Raw genomic sequence first — 24,920 nt, forward strand, 5'->3', positions numbered from 1 at the left:
TCCACGGAGCTGGATGACAGATCCACCGCGGTTGGCGCATCATTGGTGCCGGTGACTTCAATGGTGACGGTGCCCTGATCGGTGGAGCCATTGCCATCATCTGCGGTATAGGTAAAGGAGACCTCACGGCTCTCACCCACAGCCAGATCATCAAAGGCCGTGCCCGGATCAAAGCTGTAGGAGCCGTCGTCATTCAGCGTAACGATGCCCTCGGAGGGCTGGCCATCAAGGCTATAGCTGATCGTATCCCCATCCAGATCGGTCGCGGTGACAGAACTGGAAAGAACACTATTCTCGCCTGTGGTCTCTGCGATGTCGTCTGCTTCAACAGGTGTGTTTTCCTCTGGTGTGCCGCCTCCATTTGCAGGAGGCAGCGTGCCACCCGAGGGTGACGCCGTGTTGATCGGGCTGCTCTGTGCCGTCGGAAGAACAGAGGCCTCATCGTCGCTAAGCGGAGCTTCGCTGCGCGTCAAGTCTGCCGAGCCATTGTTGATGGAGAGGATAGGGCTTTCCTGACCTGCGTTGGCAATATCTTCCGGGGCTGACAATCCGGAAGAGGAAACAGGAGAGACAAAATCATCACCAGCCGGGGCAGATGCAAGCGAAGAGGGCTGTGTCGACAGAGAACCAGAGCCAACATCGGCAGCGCTGCCATCTGCTTCACCGGGTGACTGCGTCGGAAGCAGCGTTTCGTCCTCATTGGCGAGGCCATAATGAAGGTTCGGGTTCAGGATATCCTGACGCAGTGCAATATGGTCGCCGGTGTCGTAGTCACTGGCTTTTTCCATTTCTGCTTTTTGCAGGGTCTGCTGGGCGCGGTTGGATTCAAATTTGGATGCAGCCGCTTCGGATTTTACATCTGGGGTATTGGTGTCAGCCATTGCCAGGTTCCTTAACTCGATTACGCCTTCTGCGATCAGGCATTTGGCCCTGACGCTATAATATGCGTGCTTAATCGGGCCTTTCGGAAACTGGTTATGAATGGGTTAAGAGCGGCTTTTTCGGTTTAATTGAATTGGAATTGTCTAAAAATTACAAAGGTGGTTAAGAAAAGATCAAGAGAGTTGGCGCCATATTGGGGAAGTCTGGAAATTTCCGTTAACTCAATTGTCCTCCCGGTCACCACTGCGGCAGGGTAATGACACATGAGCGCAATGAATGATGACAGGTCGCAAGCCTGAAAAACCAAACGGCATGATCGCTGCCTTTCGAGCTGGCGTAGCGCGGTTCCACGCGGTTTTTCAACCTCCTAGCTCCATGCAGACAACATGGTTCGCAGAACAGGTACGTGTTCCCAAGCGGATCATGGCGGCGTCTTTTGTCATCAATATGCTCGGACTGGGTATGCCCTTGGTCATCTTGCAGATTTATGACCGCATCATACCCAACCAGTCTTATGCGACGCTGTTCTATTTGATTGCTGGTCTCGTCACCGTGCTGATCCTTGATACCCTTCTGAAAGTGGTTCGCTCGCATATCTCCGGCTGGTCTTCATCCTATATTGATTATGTGTCAGGCGTGGAGGCGATCCAACGGATCTTGCGAGCGCCGCCCGAGGCTTTGGAAAAGAGCGCGGCCAGTACGCATATTGATCGCATGAATGCGCTCTCGACCACTGCGCGTATGTTTGCCGGTCCAGCCCGGATGGGGCTGGTTGATTTGCCCTTTATCTTCATTTTTCTGGGCGTGATGGCCATCGTCAGCCCGACCATCGCCGGATTGCTGGTTGCTGTCTTTTCCATTTTCGCCTGGCGGCTGCTCAAGCGCGCCAAGGATATCCAGAGCCTGCAGGATGAACGCCAACAGTTGGATCGGCGCAAATATGACTTCGTGATTGAAGCTTTGTCGGGCATTGAATCGATCAAGACCATGTCTTGTGAGCCCCAGATGATGCGCCGTTATGAGCGGCTGCAGGAAGCCATTGCCGTTGCCTTTCATCGTTCGGTCAAACTGGACGGGGCAACGCAGTCCCTGAGTGCTTCCTTTGCTTCCATCACCATGATCACGATTGTTTCCAGCGGGGCCTTGCTTGTCATTGAGGGCACCCAGTCCATTGGGTCGCTGGCTTGTTGTCTGCTGCTGGGGGGCCGGGCGGTCGAGGTTCTGGTGCGTTCTGTTCGCTCGTGGAGTGAATTGAGTAATTTCGATCTGGTCAAGCAGAATGTTGACGAACTCCTGTCGGTCAATCCAGAGCCGGACAAGGTGATGGCTCCTGCCGAACTGGCGTCCGGAGAGGTCATCCTGGATGAAGCTGTTATGGCGTCCCGAATGGGCGATGGCCATGGCGCTTACCGGATCTCTATGATCATTCCCCATGGGGCCACCATCGGGATCAAGGGCAATCTGACGAGCGATGATCATGATTTCCTCAGAATTCTGCGCACCAAGATCGCTCCGGACGGGGGCAATATCCTCTTGGGTGGGCGTTCGATCCACGATCTGGTGAACTCTGATGTTTCTGCTTCCATTGCCTATGTTTCCAACAGTCCGGCTATTTTCAGCGGATCGATTCTGGACAATCTCACGCTGTTCAACCCTCGTGAGGGGTTGCAGAATGCGCGTGAAGCCGCCCAATTGATCGGGCTGGAAAGTGACATCCAACAACTGCCTCATGGCTATGACATGATGCTTGGTTCGGGTGGCAACGAAACGCTGCCGCCGAGCTTTCGCCAGCGTATCTGCATTGCAAGAGCCATTGCCAGTAAGCCCAAAATTCTCATTCTGGAAGAAGCCAACGCCATGCTGGATCAGCGCTCTGACACCCTTTTACGCAAAGGGATAGAGGCCTTGCGTGGCTCCATGACCATTATCTTCTTGTCAAACCGTCCCTCCTTTCTCTCCCTTGCCGATCAGCAGGTCATTCTCAAAGATGGTGCGCTCATGCCGTTTGAGGGCGCCCAAGCGCGTCAACAGGCTGCATCGCGACCAGACGCCAAAGACGCCAAATCAGCCGTTGGAGGCGTGGAATGATAGACGATACAAGAAGGAGAAACGGCCAGTCTTCCAATAAGGAACAGCCCGGGCCAGAAGAGCAAAGAGCGCAAGGGGTTGGCAAGCTTCAGATCAAGCCGATTGCACCAGCCAAGCGTAGCGGCAGGGGCAAGGCGCGGGGCAAACCGATGTTGCTCAAGCGGGCCGACGACAATCCGCTTGAAGGCGCAACCCTATCCGAAGCGGCCCGTCATGCCAGCGAAGAGGATGTGAGTCTTGCGGAGCTGGCAGATTATTCGGCTGATCAACATTTTGCGGCAGATGTAGGCAAGTCAAAGCCTGAAGAGCGGAAGGATCGCAACGCTGAGGAAGCGTATCGGCCAGCTTGTAGTAGCGAAAGCTTGTCTGGGCAGGAGATGCCCTTCTCTGATTTTGAACAGCGTCTTGGTATCAAAGAACGCTGGTCGGGGATTGATTATACCAGTTCGGCAGGCCGGTGCGTTCAGGTTTTGCTGGCGCTTATCGGCTGGGCGGGGAGCGGACGTCATCTGGCGCAGGTGCTGCCCCATTTCAATACCGTTCATGACATGACGGGGCTGAGAGCCGTTCTGACACGGCTCAATTATGTAGCCATTTCGGATGAAGCCAAGCTTGCCACCCTGTCGGAAGAAAAGCTGCCCTGCCTGTATCAGGATGAAGCGGACGACACTGTCCGTATCGTTCTTTCCGTCGACTTTGGTGCCGATCGGATAACCTGCTTTAATGGTCGGACCGGCGAGGAGGAGATCATTGCCTGCCCCGGGCAGCCGGTGATCATCCACCATATCAAGCCGTTGGACGTGGTCAGCCGCACCCGTTTTGTCCAATCCTTCGGCTGGGTGACCCACGCTGCGGCATCCTTTCGCAAGCTGTTCTTCTCGCTGTTTGTCATCAATTTCGGCATCAATCTGGCCGCCATGGCCGTGCCCATCTTCATCATGACTGTCTATGGTTACGCGATCCCGTCCAAAGCGCCGGGTAGTCTGATGATGTTTGTCCTCGGCGTGGGCATGATCGTTGCGGCGGACTATGCGCTGCGGTCCCTGCGTACGCGCATTCTGGCCTATGTCGGCGCTCGCTTCGATACCGCTCTGTCGGTTGAGGTCTTCCAGCGCCTTCTCTATCTGCCCTATAGCATGGTGCAGAATGCCTCCATCGGTGCGCAGCTGGCGCGATTGCGGCAATTTGAAAAATTGCGTGAAATCTTTCTGGGTTCCTTCGGCACCGCCGTTCTGGACCTGCCCTTCGTGCTCGTCTTTATCACGGCCATTGCGCTGATCGGCGGCTGGATCGCGGCCATTCCTGCTACGCTGGTGGGGCTCTATGCGATATTGGCCATGGTCACCATTCCGATCGCCAAGCGCCAGACCATGCAATCGGGCGATGCCAAATCCAAGAAACAGAACATCATGATGGAGCTGTTTCTGATGCATCGCGAAATCAAAAATGTCGGTGGGGAAGCCATCTGGCAGAAACGCTATGAGGACGCAGCCGCCAGCTTTGCTGCTCTTGATTTCCGTGCGCAGCATTTCTCCCGCCAAGTGCAGACCATCTCGCAAGCCCTGTCCATGGGGGCTGGCATCACCACCTTGGGAGCAGGTACGATCATGGTGATGGAAGGGGATCTGGGCGTTGGCGGATTGATTGCGATCATGGCCCTCATCTGGCGGGTTCTGGCGCCCCTGCAGAATGCCTTTCTCAGCCTTTCCCGTGTGGGCAAGCTGATTGAAGCCATCCGCATGGTGAATAATCTGATGCGCACCCAGCCAGAGCGCATGCCCGGTATCGTGCCGAGCATTTCGCGTAAATTTCAGGGGCACATATCAACCAAGAATCTATCCTTCCGTTATCCGCAGGCTGCAGACGCCGCGATCAAGAATGCCAATGTGACCATCAATCCAGGCGAAATCGTCGCCATTACCGGACCAAGCGGCGGCGGTAAATCCACTTTCCTTAAATTGCTGGCCGGTCTTTATCGTCCTGTCGCTGGTGCGGTGGGTTTTGACCATCTGGATATCCGGCAGATCGATTTGGGCGAATTGCGCTTCGAGATCAGCTACCAGCCAGACAATGCCACTTTTTTCTACGGAACGGTTGCGCAGAATTTTCATCTCAATGACCCTGAGGCCGATTGTGCCAAGATGGCGGGGCTCATGCAGACCTTCGATATTGAGGCAGACCATCCGGATTTGCCTGAGGGGATGGAAACACGCCTGAAGGCGGAAACCGTGCATCAGATGTCGGATGCGCTCAAACAGAAGCTTTTGCTATGCCGCAGCTTCAGCAAATCCGCGACCTACTATTTTCTTGACGAGCCCGCCAACTATCTGGACTTCGAAACCGATCACAAATTCATGGATCACCTGCAAGCCATGCGGGGCGAGGCTACCATTCTTTTTACCACGCAGCGGCCTAGCCACATGAAAATGGCAGACCGCATACTGGTGCTGCATGAAGGGCAGGTCATCATGAATGGGCCGCCTGAAAAGATCTTGCCGCAATTGGACAGCTTCAACAAATCGGTTGCCTAAGACAGATCTCTCAAACAGACGTCTTTTGGGCAAGGATGTATTAACCCTAAGCGCGCTATTGTTGACTTGGTGTTGTGGCATAGGCTGCTCGCGAACATGTGGGATCATATTCCAGAAGGGAAAGCTGGTCGGTTTTCCGGTCTCGAGTATGAGCATAACGGGTACGGGTCTTGCGCTTTTCCTAGGAAAATGCGAGGGCATTCCGGGGTGAATTCAGTGAAGTTGTTTGCTTCAAAAAGCACAGGTCTTGACTCCAAGACCCTGACATTGCCGCTGGCGCTGGAGGCTGAACAGCCGCCCCAGCTCTTTGCCTATGTGGTGACGGGGTGCTTTATTTTTCTGGGAGCCTTCATCATCTGGGCCTTTGTCACCTCTGTGCTGGAGGTTACCCATGCTGGCGGTCAGATACAGCCGGCTGGCTCTGTCCAGACCATCCAGCATCTTGAGGGTGGCTATATCGACCAGATTCTGGTGTCCGAGGGCGACAGGGTCAAGGCTGGCCAGCCGCTGGTGCGTTTGCGCCCGACGGCAACCGAAAGCGAGCGCGACCAACTGGCCATCAGGGCTGCGTCCCTTCGTATGGCGATCTCCACCACTGATGCTCTCATGCAGCAGCAGGAAAGCGTTTCCTTTGGCGAGGAAGGTCGCCTTTATAGCAACATTGCGCAGTCGCAAATGAGTGTCTTTTCCTCCGAGAAAGACCGTATCAATCGCGAGCTGGCCAAATATGCATCCCAGTTGGCCCGTCGCGAGGCGGAATATCGGGCGACGATTGCAGAGCAGAAAAGCGCCGTAAAGCGCATGGAGATTGCCAAGGAGCAGTTTACGATGCTCGATGGCCTGCTCAAGCAGCAATATGCATCCCGCCGCTCGGTGCTGGAAGCTGAAGCCGCGCTGGAAGAAGCGCGCTCCCGCCTTTATTCTCTTGATGGCCGGCTCTCGACAACGCGCGAGCAGGTCAAGGAAGCCCAGATACAGTTGGAAGAAGCTCGAGCCAAGATCTTTAGCGATCTGGCCAAGGAAAAGTCCAAGAATGCCAGCGAACTGGCCGAGGTGGATCGCCTTTTGACCAAGCAGCAGGATCGTGTCACCAGCCTTGATCTGACTGCGCCGACGGATGGCATTGTGCAGGAACTGCCGGTCAATTCGGTGGGGGCGGTGGTTCGCTCCGGCGAAGTGGTGGCGCGGATCGTGCCCGATGACCGCAAGATCATCGCCGAGGTGCGCGTCAAACCGAAAGATATCGGCCATATCCATCTCAATGCCGACGCCAAGGTAACCGTTTCAACATTCGACCCCTATGTTTTCGGCTCGCTGGAAGGCAACGTGAAGACCATTTCGGCAACCTCCTTTGAGGATGAAAATGGCCAGCCTTATTTCAGGGTTCAGATCGCGCTTGATCACAACGAGTTCAATCGCAAGGGCATGGCCTATCCGGTATTACCGGGCATGGTCGTGACCGCTGATATCGTGACTGGCTCCAAGTCGCTTGCGCGCTATCTGCTTAAGCCGGTCTATCGATCCATGGATGTGGCTTTCTCCGAGCGCTGACACTCCATGAAAGTCCTTGAGATGAATGGGTCGGATCCCGGGCCGCTTTTCTCAACATATCCTTGATTTAATTGCTCATATGGGCCGACAACTGGTTTGCATGTCTGCATATTTCCGCTTTATTAACCATAATTCCATAAGACTGGAGGGAGGTGACGCGTAAGCGGCGAGCTCCAACCATGTCCTCGCAGTGGAAGATCAGCATGAATGGCAAAGAGAGAACAGGTATGGCAATTGCCACGACGGGCAAGGCCGAAGGGGGCTCCCGTCGGGTCGGGCTTGGCGCCCGCTTTGCCTCTTTGCTGCTGAGCGCTTCCCTGTGTCTTTTGGTGCGCCCCGCGCTGGCGGACAATCTGGCACAGATGCTCTATGACGTTTACGACAACAATCCCGAGATCCACGCATCGGAAGCCGGCCTTGCCATCAGGCAGGCCGAAACAAAAAAGGCCAATGCGGCCTTCATGCCGCAGGTCAGCGCTTATGCCTCCCAGTCGATGGTGGAGGAACGGCTCAAGTCGGGCCGCACCGAGCGTACGCGCACCAGCCAGTATGGCATCAAGGCCAGCCAGCGCCTGTTTAATGGTTTTCAGGGCAGGAACAATCTGATCAAGGCCAAATATGAAGAAAAGTCTGGCTTTTATCTGCTGAAAAACCGGGAGCGAGAAGTCCTGCTCGAAGCGGTCAAGGCTTATATGGATGTTTATGCCGCGCGCAGGATGATTGCCTTGCGGCGCGACCATGTGGCCAATCTGGAAAAGCAGCATAGAGCAACAAGAGCCCGCATTCGTGCCGGAGAGTTGACCAGAACCGATCTGGCCAAGACCGAAGCGTTGCTCTATCGGGCCCGAGCTGCACTGGAGGGGGCGCACGCCGATCTGGGCGGAGCGTCCGGTCGCTATGAAGCGCTGGTGGGCTATCGTCCCGGCGAGTTGATTTATCCGCAGATGCCTGTGCGCTATTTGCCTGCCGATGAAACCGAGGCGGTGAAAAAGGCCCTGCGCATGCACCCCGACCTGAGGGCTTCACGCGCCAATGACAAGGCGGCAGACTATGCGGTCAAATCTGCACAAGGGGCTTTTCTACCCACGATCGATCTGAATGGGGATATCTCGGAGAATTTGGCTTCAAGCGCGGCGCAAACCAACAAGTCCGAGCGCAGCCTTTCCTTGCGCCTCAGTCTGCCTCTGTTTGATGGCGGTGCACGCTCCGCCGAAGTACAGAAGGCACGGGCTGCGCACAGCCAGCAGGTTCATCAGACCAATGCTTTGCGGGCGCGGATCAAGGCCAACGCGCGTGAGCAATTTCTCAGATATCAGGCCGCAGTCGCATCCATGCGACAGGCGAGCGCAGAAGTAAAGGCAGCCAGCAACCTGCTGCGCGGCATCAAGATGGAAGAGAAGGCCGGGCAACGCTCCTACCTTGATATTCTGGATGCAGAAGTTTCACTGCTTGATGCCCGTGAGCTGGAAATCTATTCACAGGCAGACAGCGTCATCGCGATCTACAGCTATCTCGCAGCCACCGGTCAGTTGACTGTTTCTGGTGCTCGCAAGGAATATGTAAGCAATGATCCACAAGCCGCCGCTGCTGTTGCCAGAGCCCGGCAAATGGCAGAGCTGAAAGCAAGGCCTGCCAAGAAGGCTGGACCTCGTCTGTCCGATGACCCCTGGAATGGTCTGCGCTGATTAAAACTCTCCCTGCATTCTGCTTTCGATCCAAAGTCCATTTTGGGTTACATGTGTTCATAAATACAATATTTACGATAGTCATACCTTTTGGACATCGGAAGCCAACTTTGCTCATTTTTGACCTGTGTCATTAACGTCTTTGTCCTACAGTGTCTCGAAATTCGTCGAAGCCGTTCGCTCTTGGGGAAGAGCGGAAAACGCACAGGGGACACGCGGGGCTCAAAATGGCACTTATCTTGATCGTTGATGATCAAAACACAAACAGACAAATTTATGCTCAGATCGCACGGCGTATTGAAGCCGAAATCGAAGTTGTTACCTGCTCGGGGCCAATCGAAGCCCTTTCATGGTTGGCACAAAACAGCCCCGATCTGATCCTGACTGACTTCAGTATGCCGGGCATGCAGGGGGATGACTTTGTCGGTCAAATCCGCTCTGACAGACGTCTGGCAGACGTACCAGTCATTGTCATCACCGTATTCGAGGATCGGCGCCTGCGGCTTCGGGCTCTGGATGCAGGTGCGACGGATCTACTCATCAGTCCGGTCGACCACCGGGAGTTCATCGCCCGGGCGCGTAACCTTCTCAAAATGCATCGCCAGAGTAAGGTCCTCTCTAACCGGGCCAACTCGCTGCTTGAGTCCCTGAAAAAAAGCGAAAGCATCCTTGCCTGGACACAGCGCGAAAGTGAATCGCGCCTTGTGAATGTGATCAACACGCTCCCAGTCATGGTCAGCGCAACCGATCTGGATGGTTGCTATCTGTTCATGAATGTCAATCAGGCCAACTATCTTGGCCTCAAGGTCGAGCAGGTTGTCGGGCGCCACAGAGCCGAAATCTTCGGCTCGCAGGTTGCAGAGCGCTATGATTCCATCGACCAACTGGTCATTGCATCCAATCACGGCATCCGTTCCTTTGAAGAAGAAATCGTTGGTGCGGACGGCAACAAACGCATCTTCCTGACCAACAAATCGCCCCTCGTGGAAGGGGAAAATGTCATCGGTGTTGTAACCTCGTCGCAGGATATTACCGACCGCAAGGCGGCAGAAACCCATTTGCATCATCTGGCCCATCACGACACGCTCACCGGTCTGGCCAACAGGGCGTTGCTGAGAGATCGGGTCGAACGCGAAATCGGGCGCTGTCGCCGCGGTGATGGACGCTTTGCCCTGCATTTGATCGACCTAGATGGCTTCAAGCAGGTTAATGACGTGCATGGCCATGCGACGGGCGATGAATTGTTGGCCCGCGTGGCCGAAGGTCTGCGTATTGTCGCGGGCAAGGAAGACCTTGTGGCACGCCTTGGGGGCGACGAGTTCGCCATTCTGCAATCCAACATCACCTCCGAATCGCAGGTGGAGGATATGTGCAAGGCGGCGATGGAAATCATGCCCGGCGCGATTGCCGGTGTGCAGCTATCGACGCCTGTTACAGCCTCGGTCGGTATTTCGGTGCACCCGGAAGACGGCAACAGCTACGAGCATCTCATGCGCAATGCCGACCTTGCCATGTATCGCACCAAGGCCGCGAGCGGCAATGGCTTCAGCTTCTTTGTCTCGAACATGGATGCGCGCGCCCGTGAAGAGCGGCGATTGGATGCCACCTTGCGCGAAGCACTGGAGAGCAACCGGTTCGAACTGCTCTATCAGCGTCAGGTCGACATCAAGACAGGCGCAATCGTTGGCTGCGAGGCATTGCTCAGAATGCGCGAAGCCGATGGCACCCTCGTCGCACCAAGTGAATTTCTGGCCCGGGCTGAACGCAATGGCATGATCATGCCAATCAACGAATGGGTCATTCGGGAAGCCTGCAGGCAAGGGGCCCGATGGCGCGAAATGGGGCTGCCGGAATTTTCCGTCGGGGTCAATCTGTCGCCGGTGCAGTTCCAGCGACAATCGGTGCCGTTGCTGGTCGCGCGCATTCTTTCCGAAACGGGGCTGCCTGCGCACTTGCTGGATCTGGAACTGACCGAAAGCATCGTTCTGCATGATCGCAAACAGGTTGCTCTACAGCTTCAGCAACTACGCGATCTGGGGGTTAAAATCTCTATTGATGATTTCGGAACCGGCTGTTCTTCCCTCTCATATGTGAAGCATTTCCCGGTGGATCGTCTAAAAATCGACCAGTCCTTTGTGCATGATCTTCTTGAAAATCCATCGGACGCCGCCATCGTTCGGGCGACTATCAATCTGGGGCATTCTCTCGGTTTCGAGGTGATCGCCGAGGGGGTCGAGACGGAAGAGGTTCTCCGCCATCTGGAGCTGGAGCATTGTGACAAGGCGCAGGGCTACTATTTCGGAAAGCCGCAATCGGCAGAAAAACTGCAACTGGCCATTCAGGCTCAGATGCCTACCAAACTGGTATCTCTGGGGTGAACAGCGAAAGATTGACTTTTCATGGCCTTGCGGACTTCTTTTCTTGAAACTGTTATCGATCCGGTTATGCGGCTTGTTGGCATTCTGTCTCATAGGCCAGACACGGAGCATGTGGCAATTATCCTGCGTTTTGGCATGATAGTGGCGCTTTGGGCCTTCGTCGCCTTTGACTATCTCTTCCTGCAGAAAATACCTGCAGGTGGGTATGAGCAAATTTTCATGGCAACAAGCCTATATGGGCTTGCTCTGGCTCTGGAATCGACGCATCTGGCTTTTTCTCCCAATGCCTCCAGTGGTCGACGCTTGATGGCGATTTGGGCCGATCAGGTGCTTTTGACCTATTTTGCATTCATTCTCGGGCCAACAGGTACGGTGCTATATCCCTTCTATTTGTGGAATATGCTGGCTGCAGGCTTTCGCTATGGCACGGTTTATCTTTTGATTTCCGCCATTTCTATCGTCGCCGTTCTGTCCGTTCACTATCATATATTCGAACTTTGGCAGACGAGCTATCTTGTCTGTCTGCTGCAAATCAGCTTTGTCATCATTCTGGCCTTTTCGATGACATCTTTCCTCAATACGATCCGGCAGGCCATTGCGACAGCAGAGGCTGCCAGCAGTGCAAAGTCGGCGTTTCTTGCCGGCATCAGCCACGAAGTGCGGACACCGCTGCAAGCCATCAAGGGGCTGAGTGATCTGCTCGACGATACCAGACTGGATACGGATCAGCGGCGCATGGTTGGCACCATCTCTCAGGCTGGTGATACGCTTCTGGGTCTTATCAATTATTTGCTCGATTATGCCAGAGCCGAAAATGGCACCATGCCGGTCAATGATGACGATTTTGACCTGTCCAGGCTCCTGGGCCGCCTTCATCGGCTTTTCTCTGAACAGATGCGGCAGAAACATCTGGATCTTAATATCAATTTTGATTCCTCGCTGCGCCGTCTTTATCGTGGCAATGAGCGCTTTCTGGAAGACATTCTGACCAACCTCATGGGCAATGCGGTCAAATTCACCCATCAGGGACAAATCACCTTGCGCGCACGGCTGGTGGAAGAAAATAGCCAGATGCACCGCATCTGCTTTGAGGTGATCGACACCGGCATCGGCATTGCACCGGAAGCCCAGCAGCGGATTTTCGATCGATTTACCCAGTCCGATGATGATGTGATGGCGCAATTTGGTGGCTCTGGTCTGGGGCTTGCCCTGTGCCGCCAATATGCAGAACTCATGGGGGGACATATTCAGGTCGCCTCTAAACAGGGAGAGGGCAGCACTTTTGCCTTCACCGCTCCCTTCGGCCTCGCATTAAAACACAGTCAGACAGCAACAGCAGAAGATGAAAGCGAAGAGACACCCAAACGGTCGATCATGATGATCACCAGAAACCAGCAGCTGGTTACCATGTTGCCGCCTGCCGTGCCCTATTGTGATGTCCATCACGATCTGCGCACGGCCCTGACGGCGCTTACCAGCTTTTGCGAAGACCAGATGCCGTCCGTGGTGGTGATTGATCGTCAGGGGCTGGAGTGTGATATTGCGCTCACCCAGATGCAGATCGCATCCTGTAGCCGAAGCGGATTGCCTTTTGTGCTCTGGATCTGTCGCGCTGATGAACAGGCGTCCAATCTGGCTCTTGTTCACCCTCAGCATGGGCTGGCTTTTCTCAATCGCACCGACTGGCACTATCGCATGAGCAAATTGCTGCGCCTTGCCGAGCAATTGCATGGACATGGCAGCGTCCGAAGCGCCAGTCGTGACACAGAGATAAGCAAGCCGGCGGAAAGTTTGCAGATTCTCGTTGCCGAGGATAATCGAACCAACCAGATGGTTCTTGAAAGAATGCTGGCCAGCCTGGGGCATCAGGTGACTCTGGCCGAAAATGGCAAACAGGCCATCGCCGCAATTCGCAATCGCAAATTTGATCTGGCCTTTCTTGATATCCGGATGCCGGTTCTGGATGGGCTGGAAACAGCGCGTCGCATAGAGGCTCTGGCGGGTGCCGGGGACTTACAGCACCCACCGCACCTCTATGCCCTTACCGCCGATCCCGGTATGGAGATCAAGGACAGGTGTCTGCAGGCGGGCATGAAAGCTTGCTTGCTCAAACCGGTGGATCGTTACCGGCTCAAGGAATTGCTCGATATATTTATCGAGCAGAAACAGCAAATTGCTGACAATAGAAAAACAATCACTATTTCTGACAATTGGGGGTTAGAAGAAATGTACACCACTCAGATTATTGAAGATTTGAGAGATCTTGGGGGCGACCAGTTTGTCGTCGATCTCGCTCATCAATTCAGTGAAGACGGCATTGCCGCCTTGCATCGCCTGCATGATGCTGTGAATCATCGCGATGATGCCGAGTTCCGTGACGGGGCTCACGCCTTGCGCTCGGCGGCGGCCAATATCGGTGCGCGCTCGGTATTCGATCTCTGCCTCTCATGGCGAGACATGACTGCGGCCGAACTCGATCAGGAAGGCTCGGGTCACATGGTGCAACTGGCCGCCAATCTGTCCGAGGCCATTACGGATCTTGAGCATATCCTGTCGGTTTCGCTGCCAAAGCCGGAGGCTGCGCGGCAATCATCCTATCAGAAAGAGTTGATCGTCAATCACTGACAGGATCGCGCCCTTGCGCTTATTCCTTGACCTTGCGAGACGTCTCCCCTATTGCCTGAGAGCCAAAATGGCCTTCGCGAGCAATAGGGGCGCTTTTCGTCATGCCTGAAGACAAGACCAATACTCTCAGCTTTGAGACCAATCCGTCTCATAATCCGACGGGCAAACCATCTGGCAAGCTCTGGGATGCCATCATTCTGGGGGCCGGTGCTGCGGGGCTCATGGCCGGGATTACGGCAGCAGGCCGTGGCAAACGCGTGCTTGTGCTTGATCATGCGCGCAAGGCTGGCGAAAAGATCCGCATTTCCGGCGGAGGGCGGTGCAATTTCACCAATCTTGACGCCAGCGCCAAAAATTACATCTCGAACAATCCGCGTTTCTGCATTTCAGCCTTGAAGGCCTATACGCCAAAGGATTTCGTCAAGCTCATTGATCAGCACGCCATTGCCTGGCACGAAAAGGCCGCCGGGCAGCTTTTCTGCGATGAAAGCGCAAAAGACGTCGTGGCCATGCTGCTTGATGAACTGGAGGCCGCCGGAGGGCGTTTGCTCCTTGGCACGGAGATCAAGGTTGTCGAACAGCGCGACGGGCTGTTCCATGTCGCCACAAGCCGGGGCAGCGAGCAGGCACGCGCCTTGGTCGTGGCAACTGGTGGTAAGTCGATCCCGAAGATGGGCGCCACAGGTCTTGGCTATGACATTGCGAAACAATTCGGCCTTGATGTTTTGCCCACGAGAGCTGCCCTTGTGCCGCTCACCTTCTCGGATAGCCAGAAGACATTTGCTGCCGGGCTCGCCGGCCTGTCTGTGGATGCGGAAGTGCGGTTTGGCAAGGTCCGGTTCCGCGAGGGACTGCTTTTCACTCATCGCGGCTTATCCGGCCCGTCCATCCTGCAAATATCGGCCTATTGGCAGGAAGGCAGACCGGTTACTATCGATCTGGCTCCGGATGGCAATTGCCTTGAGACCCTGATCGCTGCGCGCAAGAGCAACCCCAAGCAGGATATTGCCACCAGTCTGTCTACGTTGCTTCCTAAACGGCTGGCCAAGGCCATTGCCGAACGGGAAGGCATGAAGGGCCATATTGCCGAGCAAGGCGACAAGCTGCTGCGCAAACTCGATGAAGTCGTGCATCGCTGGCAGGTGGTGCCGGTTGGCACCGAAGGCTACCGTACCGCAGAAGTGACGCTCGGGGGCGTTGATACCAAAGGGCTTTCTTCCAAGACCATGCAGGCCAATGCGATGCCTGGCCTTTATTTCATTGGCGAGGTGGTGGACGTGACCGGTCAGCTTGGCGGTTACAATTTCCAATGGGCCTGGGCGTCCGGCGTGGCGGCAGGTCGTGCGCTCTAGCCTTCACAGTCCTGTAGAGCTACGCCATCCATCATATAACCGCCTTGGCAGAAAAGGCTTGCAGGGCGTAGCGAATTGATCTCAAATCGGCCTGTCTGCGTACCAACGCCAGACGGGCTGCACTGCTCGATAGGCAGTCTTTCTGGCATTCAGGCAAAAAGACAACCTCGAACCGATCCAAGACCGACCATGAGCAAGATGATCAAACCGGACCTTTCCGCTCCCGTGGATGGGCGACAGTCTGAGCGTGCGCTAGAAATTCAGCGCGGCACAGGGCGTCTTTTACGCCGCCACGGCTTTGTCTCCCTGCCAGAGGTAACACTCAAGTCAGGCCGTCGGGCCGATCTGTTGGCCATCAACACCAAGGGCGAAATATGGATCGTCGAGATCAAGTCCTCGCTGGCCGATTTCCGTGCCGACAAAAAGTGGCCCGATTATTGGGACTTTTGCGACCGCTTGTTCTTCGCAACAAATCAGGAAACACCCGAAGAGATCTTCCCCGAGGAGGCCGGCCTGATCATTGCTGATGCCCACGGCGCGGAGATCATCAGGGATGTGGAACAGCGCAAGCTGGCCGCAGCCCGTCGCAAGGCCCTGACGCTGCGATTCGCTCAAATCGCTGCCTCGCGTCTGCATGCGATCCATGATCCGGGCGTGCCGACGCATATCGAGCCAGCCAAATTGTAGTAAAGCAACCTTCCAAGCCGCATCGAAAGATGCGACCAGACCATGGTTGGGAAATGCTTTTGCTGAAAGCGGCAGAAGTACCAGAAGCAGCCAGATGGGCCTGGCTTTAGCGCGGAGCGCGCTTGGCCAGAATGCGTTGCAAGGTGCGTCGATGCATGTTGAGCCGGCGGGCGGTTTCAGAGACGTTCCGATCACACAGCTCATAGACCCGCTGTATATGCTCCCAGCGCACGCGGTCCGCCGACATCGGATTTTCCGGCGGCTCGATCTTGACTTCACCATCATTCAGCAGAGCGGCAAAAATATCGTCCGCATCGGCTGGCTTGGCCAAATAGTCGACAGCGCCGAGTTTGACGGCCGTTACCGCTGTGGTGATATTGCCATAGCCGGTGAGCATGATTGTGCGCGCATCAGGATTGGAATCGCGAATGGCCTCGATGACGTCCAGACCATTGCCGTCGCCCAATCGCATGTCGACAACAGCATAACGGGGCGGCTCTTCTTTCACCGTGGATAGGGCTTCGGCAACATTATCTGCAGATTTTACCGTGAATCCCCGGCTTTCCATTGCGCGCGACAGGCGAATGAGAAAAGGCCGATCATCATCTACCAACAAGAGATAGCCCGGCTGGGTGCTTATTCCTTGTTCAGTTACTGTCATTTCTGCTAGTCCTGTCATGATTGCGCGTCTTCCATGTCTTTAAAATACGATATCCAAAGGGGTGTGGCAATCGGTCTCGCTTTTAATCTAGCATCGAATTTGCCGCTTTTATTGATCTGCCTCAAGCAAAAGGCGGGGCCAAGTGATTTCGATTACTGCTCCACTGATTTCGTTTATCTTTTTTGACACTATTTCCTTTTGAACTGTTCCACTCCTGCGAATGGTTACTTTGGCGCCGCTGCGCTCAAGCAAGGTCTTGGCAATGAAATAGCCCAAACCCAACCCGCCACCATTGAGCCCCGACTTCTGCCTTCGTGCCAAATCTGGCCCGGAGGTTGCATCGCGATCCACTTGGCCTTTATCCATGCGGCTTGTCACAAAGGGATCGCCAAGGCGCGTCATGATTGCCTCGGAAAAGCCCGGACCATCATCGCCGATCACCAGCGTTATGGTGCTATCGGTCCATTGCGATTCAAGAACAACCCGACTGCGTGCAAAGTCGACGGCATTCTCCACCAGATTGCCCAGCCCGAAGAGCAGACCGGGATTGCGCATGAGAATGGGTTGATCGCTTTTATCCTCTGGGAATATACGTTCGATCGTGACATCCGGATTTTCAAAAGGTTCAACAATTTCCGAAATGAGCGCCTCGAACTGCATCTTGGTGAAATTGCTGTGGTCATCGCCAGAAAGAGAGCGCAATTTGCCGAGAATGTCGCGACAGCGCTCGGCTTGAGAGCGGATAAGCGACACATCTTCAAAGATCGGATCATCTTCCAAGAGCTCATGTTCAAGCTCTTTGGCCACCAGCTGGATCGTGGCCAGCGGCGTTCCCAGTTCGTGGGCGGCAGCCGTTGCCAAACCGTCAATGCTCGTCAAATGCTGTTCGTTGGCAAGAATAAGCTCGGTGGCTGAGAGGGCGTTGGCCAATTGATGGCCCTCGCGGGCAATGCGTGAAGTATAGACACTCAGGAACAGCATGGTCACGATGAGCGCAATCCAGATGCCATAGACATAAAGCTTGGGCAGATCGGGCGGCGTGGCCTCGGCCCATGGCAGGGGATGATGGAAAAAGATAAGCGCGGTGGCGATCAGCGTGATGAGGGTCGAAAGAAAGGCGGTGAAACGTGCCGGTTGCATGGTGGCAGAAACTACTGCGGGCACCAGAAGAAGCAACGCAAACGGATTTTGCAGGCCCCCCGTCAGATAAAGAAGCCCGCCCAGCTGGGCTGCGTCATAGCTCAAAAGTCCAGTCGCCGGCAGGGGCGACAGACGCACGCTCTTGCGAAAGCGCATCTGCAAGAACAGATTGAGCAGAGCCGAAAGCCCGATCAGATAGAGGCAATAATGGGCAGGATATCGATAGCCAAATCCTTCCGAAACAGCGAGAACAGCGACCCCCTGGCCACCAATGGCCAACCAGCGCAGCCGCACAAGCGTGTCGAGCTTTATTTGTCTGTCTGCAAATATCGGATCGGATGAAGAAGCAAAAAGCATCGTTTCCCGTAGGCTCTTCTGGTCTCAGAAATCATCATGGCAGTCGAAATCTGGCTGAAAACAGCAGGCGTGATGACCCTTGACCCCTTCTGACAAGGTTTTGTTTCTGTAAAAGCTGCAAATACTTGATTGTTTCTATCGCAAATTCCGCTCCACAGGAATGCCTTTGAGATGACACTTTGGTGAAAAAGAACCTGTCGGTGTAAAACGACGGAATTCAGCGGCCAACCAAGGTCGTATCTTGACGTGCGAATGGTAGGTTTTGCACCGTTTCAAGACCTGAAGGCAAAAATATATTTAACAAAAAATATCTTGAACTTCGGTTTTTACTTACCCACCTCTTGTTGTGTGAGAGAGCGTTGAACAGTTTAGAGATATTCATGAGGGAATACTTCAAGTTCAATGCATAAATGAGACGTAAACCATTCGAAAGGAAGACAATGTCACACAGTGCAACAGCCAAATCATCTTGGAAGGGTTCTCATGTAGCTCTGATGATACTTGGCTTTATTCTCTTCTGGCCGCTTGGTCTTGCAATGTTGGCCTATATTATCTGGGGTGATGAAATGCGTGAAATGTTCAAGGACTTCAAGACGAGAATAGACCGCGAATTCAAAGGCTCAGGCTGTGGCCATCGTCATCGTCACCGTTCCCATGGGTTTGAAAGAACCGGCAACGTGGCTTTTGATGAATACCGCAAGGCAGAGCTGGAGCGACTGGAAGAACAGCGCCGCAAACTGGAAGCGCAGAAAGAAGAATTCGAAGAGTTTCTGGCCGAACTGCATCGTGCCAAAGACAAGGAAGAATTCGATCGCTTCATGGCAGCGCGCCACAATGCCAACCAATATGGCCCGGCAGGCGGGTCCGGTTCGGACAATCCGTATCAAGGCTAATAGCTTCAAGACCGGAAGCAACGAAGCGGGACAATGGTCCCGCTTTTTTGTTGATGCATCGATTTTGTTCATCAGACCTATCTATAAATCCCTACTTGCAATTTTCGCGGATTTCCCCCATTTTAGCGCAGCTCAGCCCAGGTGTCCTGAGGTGAGCCTTGTTCTCGGGGCGGGGTGAAAGTCCCCACCGGCGGTGAAAGAGGGGTGTTAACGCAGTGCGACAACCCGCTCTTGCAGCCCGCGAGCGCGTTTGGAAGGTGGCTCATGGTCTCTTTCGAACGGTCAGCAGATCTGGTGCCATTCCAGAGCCGACGGTAACAGTCCGGATGAAAGAGAACGTGACAAAAGCATGTTTCATCAGGAGGCTCTCCCGGTGAGATAAGGCTTAGCTGTCCGTGCGTCCTGATTCTTTTGGCTTTGGTTCACTCATCCGCAATGGATGAGGGATCTGTTTTAGGTATGCGAAATGAATCAGATTTCCCAATCTACCAACGCGGCGACCGTGCCACTGATGCGCTCAGGCGCGGTGTGGGGCGCCATCTATATGGTTCTGGCTGGTCTTGCCTTTGCCCTCGTCAATCTCTCAACGCAATATCTGACGATGAAGCTGGGCGTCAGCTCGCTGATCGTCGCTTTCGGGCAATATTTCATTGCCTTTTTCTTCAGTTTGCCATGGTTGCTCAAAGTTGGTCTCAAAGCGGCTCGTACCAATCAGGTGGGCAAGCATGTAGTGCGCGTGGTGTTCGCCGTGCTGGGCACCCAAGCCTGGACAGCGGGGTTGGCTTATGTGCCCATCTGGCAGGCCATCGCCCTGATCATGACATCGCCGTTCTTTGTTACTCTCGGGGCCTATATCTTCCTGCATGAAAAGGTCGGACCTCATCGATTGGCCGCGACCATCGTGGGCTTTGTTGGTGGCATGATCATTCTGGCACCGTGGTCCGATGCCTTCTCCCTGCACGCGCTTTGGCCGGTTGTGGCGGCTGCCTTCTGGGCTGCGACCTCTGTCATGACCAAGACGCTCACCGATGACGAGGCGCCCGAAACTGTGACCATCTATCTGCTCTTGCTTATGAGCCCGGTCAATGCCTTCATGTTGCTGGGTAGTGATCTGGTGATGCCTTCCATGCTGGCTTTGGGCGTCATCGTGCTTTCCGGCCTGCTGGTTTATCTGGCTCAGCTCTTGTGCGCTCGGGCCTATGCGATCGCGGATGCGGCTTATGTGCAGCCATTTGACCATGTCAAACTGGCCTTCAACGTGCTGTTTGGCTGGGTGGTCTTCGGCTTTGCGCCGGTTGGCCAGTTCTGGCTGGGGGCTTTACTCATTCTGGCGGCCTCCTTCTATATCCTCAGGCGCGAAGCGCGAGACTATTAAGCCGACAGAGCCCCAAACAGGCCCAGACAGGTTTTGGCTTGCAAGCAAAGACGAGTGATACAAGATGCAACGAAGGGGCCTGTGTGGCCCCTTTTTTCTTTTCATGGACATGATTCTTCAATAAAAACAGGAGCAGTAGATAGCATCAAAGGAGGTGCGACATGGCCCGTAGCGACCAGAAAAATACAGACCTGCTTCTGCGTAGCAAATGGATTGATGACAACAGCAAAACCGGACAGATGGTGCTGAGCCTGCTCGCCCCGCCGGATGCGGCCTTTCCGGCCACTGTGCGTCTGGCCTATACGGCAATCACTCGCATCCCGCCTGAAACCGAGCTGATCGGCGCTCACTATATTGCACGCACGGCCAACTATCATGAGCTGCAGCCTCTTGCGCCCCTCAAGGCAGGCCCAGATGGGTTGTTGTGGCAGATCACGATCCCTGTGCTTTCTCACAAGCCGAACCACTGCACCGACGGGCCGTCCTCGGCCTTCCTGATTCTGCCGGATAACAGCACCATCGATATCGATTGCGACCCCTTGCGCCCCGAGAATGAGACTGCTGAGGGCAGTGATGAACAAGCGGATGTCGCGACAAAGGCAGAACCCTCCTCACAGACCGCTCCAACCGCACCCATGTTGGCCATGCTGCCAATGCCCAATCAAAGCTCGGTAGCTGCATGGCGCGAGGCTGCACCCTCAGCTTTTGCGCTGGATGAGTCTCTGAAAGATGTCGGCGACAGAGTGAACGCGCTTTACATCAGGCTCTTTGGCGAAAAGCCCCCCTTTGGTGAAGCGTCCTCCAGCATCACGCTGCGCCTTGCCACTGATGGCGGGCAGAGGGCAAAAGATGACGCGCGGGCAGGGGCCTACAGGCTGACTTTCTCGGACAAGGAGATTGTCATCAACGCCGATGACAAGGGGATCTTCTATGCTCTCATAGCCCTCGCCCAAATCTGGCGCGGGGCGCAAAAGGAGCCAGCGCTGTTCGCGTTCCCCGCCAGTGGTACGATTGAAGATTGGCCGAGCCATGATTGGCGGGGCATGCATCTGGATGTCTCACGCCAATTCTATAGCGCAGAAACCGTAACGGCCTTTCTGGATTGTCTTGCGTGGCATCGGCTGAACCGTTTCCATTGGCATTTGACCGATGACGAGGGCTGGCGGTTGGAAAGCAAAATCTATCCGCACCTGACCGAGATTGGCGCGTGGCGCGGCCATGGGCTGGCGCTTTTGCCCCAGCATGGGTCAGGGGCTGCGCGCTATGGCGGCTTTTACACGCAAGAGCAGGTGCGAGATATTCTGGCCCATGCAGCAAGCCTACAGATCGACGTCATGCCTGAGGTGGATGTGCCGGGCCATTGCCACGCGGCCATGATGGCTCTGCCAGAGCTGATTGACCCCAGCGCCATGCAGGGCAACGCCTCGGTGCAGGGCTATGTCAACAATGCCCTCAATCCCGGCCTTGGAGCGACATGGCTGTTTCTGGAATCCATCTTCGGCGAGTTGGCGGATCTCTTCCCTGGTGCCTGCGTCCATATCGGCGGCGATGAAGTTCCCCATGGTGCGTGGGTTGGCTCGCGTGGCGCCAACAGTTGGGCAAAGGCCAAGGGGCTGCTGGATACCGATGGCAAGCCGGACAGCATGAAGATGCAGGCCGCTATTTTGCGTTTTGTGGTCAACCGTCTGGAGGACGCAGGCAAGGTGCCGTTCGCGTGGCAGGAAGCGGCCAAGGGCGGAGGCGTCGACCCAGAAAAGGTCACCCTGATGGCTTGGATGAATGCTCAGAGCGCTCGCGATCTGACCGATCAGGGCTATCGGGTCGTCATGTGCCCGGGCGAGGTTTACTATCTCGATATGGCCCAATCGACCAATTGGCAGGAGCCGGGCTTGAGCTGGGCTGGCACGTCGAGTCCGGCCGATACCTATCAGTTTGATGCGCAGGCATCTTTGGGCAAGAACAAAGATTTGCTTGTCGGCATTCAGGGCGGGATCTGGAGCGAAAATCTGATCAGCCGAGCCCGCTTCAATCATATGGTCTTCCCGCGTCTCTCAGCCATTGCTGAAAGCGCATGGACACTGCCAAAGCATAAGCAATGGTCAAGCTTTGAAGCGCGTCAGCGCCTCATGCCAACCCTGCCTGAAACAATCAAGGCATAGGGCATGTCATAGATCGGGCAGCCAATAGCCTTTGCAAGCTTACGCCCTGCGGTTGGCTTCATATTGCCCGCCGGGCCGATAGGACCAGAGATAAGAGGGGATAACGGCCTCAATGGCCAGTGGCGTGATGCCGATCCCCTCAAAGGTCCGGTGTTCCAGACTGGCCTGCTCGGAAACCACATTGTCGCTCTTGAGCAATGTCACCTGATCCCGCGTCAAAGCCGGCTTCATGGGCAATTTCTCGAAAAACCATCCCATGGTCGAAGCCATCCAGAAAGGCAATGGCAGCAACAGCCGTTTACGGTGAATTTCATCCAGTGTCATGGCGAGAAGCTGTTTGAAGCTTTTGATTTCCGGCCCACCTAGCTCATAGGTCGCACCCGCGTCAAGATATCCCTTGACTCCCAGCGCAATCACCTGAGCCACATCGCCCACGAAGGCGGGCTGGAACTGGGTGTCTCCACCACCCACAAGAGGCAGGAAGGGCGACAGCTTCGCCATGGAAGCGAACTTGTTGAAGAAGTCATCTTCCGGGCCGAACAACAGCGATGGGCGAACGATAATGGCGTCTGGCAGGGCGCTGAGTACTGCTTGCTCGCCCTTTGCCTTGCTACTGGCATAGGCGGAGGGCGAATTGATATCAGCCCCGATCGCAGAAATCTGCACCATGCGATCGATGCCTGCCTTTGCGGTCTCCTCGGCAATCACCTTGGCACCAAGATGGTGCAGCCCGTCAAAGGTGGCCTTGCCCGTTTCATAAAGAATCCCGACCAGATTGACGACAGCATCACTGCCCTCAATCGCGTGCGCCACAGAAGCCGGGTCGCGCAAATTGGCCTGTATCGGCATGATTTGTCCCACGGTGCCCAGCGGCTGGAGAAAGCCTGCGAGGTCTGGGCGACGGACCGCGACCCGAATGCGATACCCCTCATTGGCCAGCGCCCGCACCACATGGCGCCCCAAAAACCCTGAGCCACCAAAAACTGTAACAATTTTTCCTGCCTGACCGGTCATGGTGCTTTCTCCTGATTTGGGCTTTATACGCAAGCGATTGTGGCCGTATCCACCCATCGCAAGGAACTTGCTGCAACCTACTGTGTTTCTATACGAAAATCCACGCACATACATCTGGGCATAAGTCGACATCTGTGATTTTTCCCCGCGCGAGTAGGGGCAAGATCATCATCTGATCGGACTTTTTCACCGTTCCAAACGAAAATAAACAGGAATGATGTGAATTGTGCATTTTTTCAAAATCTATGCGTTGACAATAGCATGCAGGAGCCGTAAATACCCCCTCACACCTTAAGTGCCCAGGTGGCGGAACTGGTAGACGCGCTAGCTTCAGGTGCTAGTTTCTGTATGGAAGTGGAGGTTCGAGTCCTCTCCTGGGCACCATTCATCCTTAAAATTGAATGGTAGAAAAGAGCAAAGCTCTTTCAATGGCTTGGTTGTCACCCGGTGGTACAAACGGGTGGTACAATGGTCCTCTCAATACCCACCCTTTCAAGCATCCAAAGACCGGCATTTACGACTATCGCAAGGTCGTTCCAGAGCCTCTCGGTGCGTTGTCAGGAAACGAAAAGAGAAACGATCCCTCAAGACAAAAGATCCCCAGATAGTCAAGCAGAGGCATATTGAAGTGTCTCTGGAGATCGAGCACCATTGGGCGGCGGGGGCTTCAAATCCGCAGATGACAAGAAAAGCCCGCAAGAGGGTATCTCACGGGCTTTGATCGAAACACTATCCGAAACACCGTTAGCTAATCAGATGCGACGTTCGCCTGCTTCAATGCGCACGGGGAAAAGATTCTCGCGCGGCGGCAGCGGGCAGACGGCATGGTGGGTGAAGGCACAAGGCGGATTGATCGCCCGGTTAAAGTCAATCACGACGCTATCTTCAGTCACCTCTTCGCCGAAGATGAAACGGGACTTTTCATAGGTGTCATCCATGGACGTCAGGTCGCGGATTACAAATTGCGGTCGATCAGCGGTGCCATAGGTGGAGAGCAGCGCCATCTGATGACCGGCGAATTCAAACTTCGCCACATGCGTGACCGGCACCTTGACCGGCAACCCGATGATGGTGTCCAGCGTCAGGTCCATCGGCTCGGGCAGCTTTTCCCAGCGCGCGGTGATTCTGAGGGCAGGATCCAGCGGGAAAAACTCAATACCAACGGGCTGCTGGCGTTTTTCTGACTCCTTGTCACGAATACGAAGGGCACGCAGCTCGTTGCTGACAGTGATCTCGAGAAGGAAGCGATCACACTCCCACGAGAAGGTTCCTGCGGCCCGATCAAGCGCGATGGCTTCGCCAGCTGTTGGCTCGAACAGCCCGGTATCATCGCCATTGAAGGTCAGCGTACCAAGGCTTTCTGGGCCAACGGGCAGCTGAATATCATTGGTCAGGCCTTTGCCTATGGTCAGCTTGCCCGGCGTCAGCCACCAACGGCCAACCAGATTGAGCCAGCCATTTTCGGCTGTGAGCTTGTCCATGCGGGTTTTGAACCATGCCTCATGGGCGGCTTTGAAGTCTGATGAAACTGTCATCGTCGTT

Annotated in this window: 16 protein-coding genes, 1 tRNA gene and 1 riboswitch; of the genes, 12 read left to right on the forward strand and 5 right to left on the reverse strand. The window is 55.0% G+C overall.

All coding sequences use genetic code 11. The features are described from left to right. Window positions 1-881, reverse strand: an 881-nt coding sequence (locus tag BM258_RS03550; RefSeq protein WP_175527903.1) for an Ig-like domain-containing protein, incomplete at its 3' end; no start/stop codon positions are given. Window positions 882-1,158: 277 nt separating this feature from the next. Between BM258_RS03550 and BM258_RS03555 the strand changes: the two genes are divergently transcribed. From BM258_RS03555 to BM258_RS03590, 8 genes are all read left to right on the forward strand, one after another. Beyond that, entirely contained in the window at window positions 1,159-2,970 is a 1,812-nt protein-coding gene (locus BM258_RS03555; RefSeq protein ID WP_090069008.1) for an ABC transporter transmembrane domain-containing protein, read from the forward strand. Next, complete coding sequence (locus BM258_RS03560; RefSeq protein ID WP_090069011.1) at window positions 2,967-5,501, forward strand: peptidase domain-containing ABC transporter; 2,535 nt, start codon at window positions 2,967-2,969, stop codon at window positions 5,499-5,501. The genes BM258_RS03555 and BM258_RS03560 overlap by 4 nt, the downstream gene beginning before the upstream one ends. A gap of 216 nt (window positions 5,502-5,717) precedes the next feature. Then, window positions 5,718-7,052 (forward strand): HlyD family type I secretion periplasmic adaptor subunit, encoded by a 1,335-nt coding sequence (locus BM258_RS03565; protein ID WP_175527904.1) that lies wholly within the window; start codon window positions 5,718-5,720, stop codon window positions 7,050-7,052. 179 nt (window positions 7,053-7,231) lie between these two features. Then, window positions 7,232-8,737: a TolC family outer membrane protein gene (locus BM258_RS03570; protein ID WP_090069014.1), complete on the forward strand. Its 1,506-nt coding sequence runs from the start codon at window positions 7,232-7,234 to the stop codon at window positions 8,735-8,737. A 227-nt stretch (window positions 8,738-8,964) separates the two neighbouring features. After that, window positions 8,965-11,115: an EAL domain-containing response regulator gene (locus tag BM258_RS03575; RefSeq protein ID WP_090069017.1), complete on the forward strand. Its 2,151-nt coding sequence runs from the start codon at window positions 8,965-8,967 to the stop codon at window positions 11,113-11,115. A 21-nt stretch (window positions 11,116-11,136) separates the two neighbouring features. Beyond that, a complete protein-coding gene (locus BM258_RS03580; RefSeq protein ID WP_090069019.1) occupies window positions 11,137-13,740 on the forward strand; it encodes an ATP-binding protein in 2,604 nt (867 codons plus the stop codon). Between the two features lie 101 nt (window positions 13,741-13,841). Next, the gene (locus BM258_RS03585) at window positions 13,842-15,092 is read left to right on the forward strand and encodes a BaiN/RdsA family NAD(P)/FAD-dependent oxidoreductase (protein WP_090069020.1); all 1,251 of its coding nucleotides are present in this window, start codon (window positions 13,842-13,844) and stop codon (window positions 15,090-15,092) included. A gap of 189 nt (window positions 15,093-15,281) precedes the next feature. Continuing rightward, window positions 15,282-15,779: an MmcB family DNA repair protein gene (locus tag BM258_RS03590; RefSeq protein ID WP_090069021.1), complete on the forward strand. Its 498-nt coding sequence runs from the start codon at window positions 15,282-15,284 to the stop codon at window positions 15,777-15,779. 106 nt (window positions 15,780-15,885) lie between these two features. On the opposite strand, the gene BM258_RS03595 is transcribed toward BM258_RS03590, so the two are convergent. Next, window positions 15,886-16,440 carry an ActR/PrrA/RegA family redox response regulator transcription factor gene (locus tag BM258_RS03595; RefSeq protein ID WP_244544584.1) on the reverse strand — a complete coding sequence of 185 codons (555 nt, stop codon included), beginning with the start codon at window positions 16,438-16,440 and terminating at the stop codon, window positions 15,886-15,888. Between the two features lie 108 nt (window positions 16,441-16,548). Beyond that, the gene (locus BM258_RS03600; protein WP_090069023.1) at window positions 16,549-17,937 is read right to left on the reverse strand and encodes an ActS/PrrB/RegB family redox-sensitive histidine kinase; all 1,389 of its coding nucleotides are present in this window, start codon (window positions 17,935-17,937) and stop codon (window positions 16,549-16,551) included. A gap of 440 nt (window positions 17,938-18,377) precedes the next feature. On the opposite strand from BM258_RS03600, the gene BM258_RS03605 reads away from it, so the two are divergent. The 3 genes from BM258_RS03605 to BM258_RS03615 all read left to right on the forward strand — a co-directional run bounded on the left by BM258_RS03605 (window position 18,378) and on the right by BM258_RS03615 (window position 22,364). Further along, entirely contained in the window at window positions 18,378-18,830 is a 453-nt protein-coding gene (locus tag BM258_RS03605) for a DUF2852 domain-containing protein (RefSeq protein WP_090069024.1), read from the forward strand. Window positions 18,831-18,986: 156 nt separating this feature from the next. After that, window positions 18,987-19,172: riboswitch (FMN riboswitch) on the forward strand. A 124-nt stretch (window positions 19,173-19,296) separates the two neighbouring features. Continuing rightward, the gene (locus BM258_RS03610) at window positions 19,297-20,205 is read left to right on the forward strand and encodes a DMT family transporter (RefSeq protein ID WP_090069025.1); all 909 of its coding nucleotides are present in this window, start codon (window positions 19,297-19,299) and stop codon (window positions 20,203-20,205) included. A gap of 161 nt (window positions 20,206-20,366) precedes the next feature. Continuing rightward, window positions 20,367-22,364, forward strand: a complete 1,998-nt coding sequence (locus BM258_RS03615; RefSeq protein ID WP_090069026.1) for a beta-N-acetylhexosaminidase — start codon at window positions 20,367-20,369, stop codon at window positions 22,362-22,364. 39 nt (window positions 22,365-22,403) lie between these two features. Here BM258_RS03615 and BM258_RS03620 read toward each other — a convergent pair whose 3' ends face one another. Further along, window positions 22,404-23,378: a complex I NDUFA9 subunit family protein gene (locus BM258_RS03620; RefSeq protein ID WP_090069027.1), complete on the reverse strand. Its 975-nt coding sequence runs from the start codon at window positions 23,376-23,378 to the stop codon at window positions 22,404-22,406. Between the two features lie 297 nt (window positions 23,379-23,675). Here BM258_RS03620 and BM258_RS03625 point away from each other — a divergent pair. Continuing rightward, window positions 23,676-23,762 (forward strand) — tRNA-Leu (locus BM258_RS03625). A gap of 368 nt (window positions 23,763-24,130) precedes the next feature. On the opposite strand, the gene BM258_RS03630 is transcribed toward BM258_RS03625, so the two are convergent. Continuing rightward, entirely contained in the window at window positions 24,131-24,913 is a 783-nt protein-coding gene (locus tag BM258_RS03630; RefSeq protein ID WP_090069028.1) for a DUF1684 domain-containing protein, read from the reverse strand. Between the last annotated feature and the right edge of the window lie 7 nt (window positions 24,914-24,920).

This window comes from Cohaesibacter marisflavi (assembly GCF_900115225.1).
Classification (GTDB): domain Bacteria; phylum Pseudomonadota; class Alphaproteobacteria; order Rhizobiales; family Cohaesibacteraceae; genus Cohaesibacter; species Cohaesibacter marisflavi.

Bases quoted from the DNA above. Each gene is read 5' to 3' on its own strand.
- BM258_RS03555 (WP_090069008.1), top strand. From the start codon at position 1,159: ATGATGACAGGTCGCAAGCCTGAAAAACCAAACGGCATGATCGCTGCC.
- BM258_RS03560 (WP_090069011.1), top strand. From the start codon at position 2,967: ATGATAGACGATACAAGAAGGAGAAACGGCCAGTCTTCCAATAAGGAA.
- BM258_RS03570 (WP_090069014.1), top strand. From the start codon at position 7,232: ATGTCCTCGCAGTGGAAGATCAGCATGAATGGCAAAGAGAGAACAGGT.
- BM258_RS03575 (WP_090069017.1), top strand. From the start codon at position 8,965: ATGGCACTTATCTTGATCGTTGATGATCAAAACACAAACAGACAAATT.
- BM258_RS03580 (WP_090069019.1), top strand. From the start codon at position 11,137: ATGGCCTTGCGGACTTCTTTTCTTGAAACTGTTATCGATCCGGTTATG.
- BM258_RS03585 (WP_090069020.1), top strand. From the start codon at position 13,842: ATGCCTGAAGACAAGACCAATACTCTCAGCTTTGAGACCAATCCGTCT.
- BM258_RS03590 (WP_090069021.1), top strand. From the start codon at position 15,282: ATGAGCAAGATGATCAAACCGGACCTTTCCGCTCCCGTGGATGGGCGA.
- BM258_RS03595 (WP_244544584.1), bottom strand. From the start codon at position 16,440: ATGACAGTAACTGAACAAGGAATAAGCACCCAGCCGGGCTATCTCTTG.
- BM258_RS03600 (WP_090069023.1), bottom strand. From the start codon at position 17,937: ATGCTTTTTGCTTCTTCATCCGATCCGATATTTGCAGACAGACAAATA.
- BM258_RS03605 (WP_090069024.1), top strand. From the start codon at position 18,378: ATGTCACACAGTGCAACAGCCAAATCATCTTGGAAGGGTTCTCATGTA.
- BM258_RS03610 (WP_090069025.1), top strand. From the start codon at position 19,297: ATGAATCAGATTTCCCAATCTACCAACGCGGCGACCGTGCCACTGATG.
- BM258_RS03615 (WP_090069026.1), top strand. From the start codon at position 20,367: ATGGCCCGTAGCGACCAGAAAAATACAGACCTGCTTCTGCGTAGCAAA.
- BM258_RS03620 (WP_090069027.1), bottom strand. From the start codon at position 23,378: ATGACCGGTCAGGCAGGAAAAATTGTTACAGTTTTTGGTGGCTCAGGG.
- BM258_RS03630 (WP_090069028.1), bottom strand. From the start codon at position 24,913: ATGACAGTTTCATCAGACTTCAAAGCCGCCCATGAGGCATGGTTCAAA.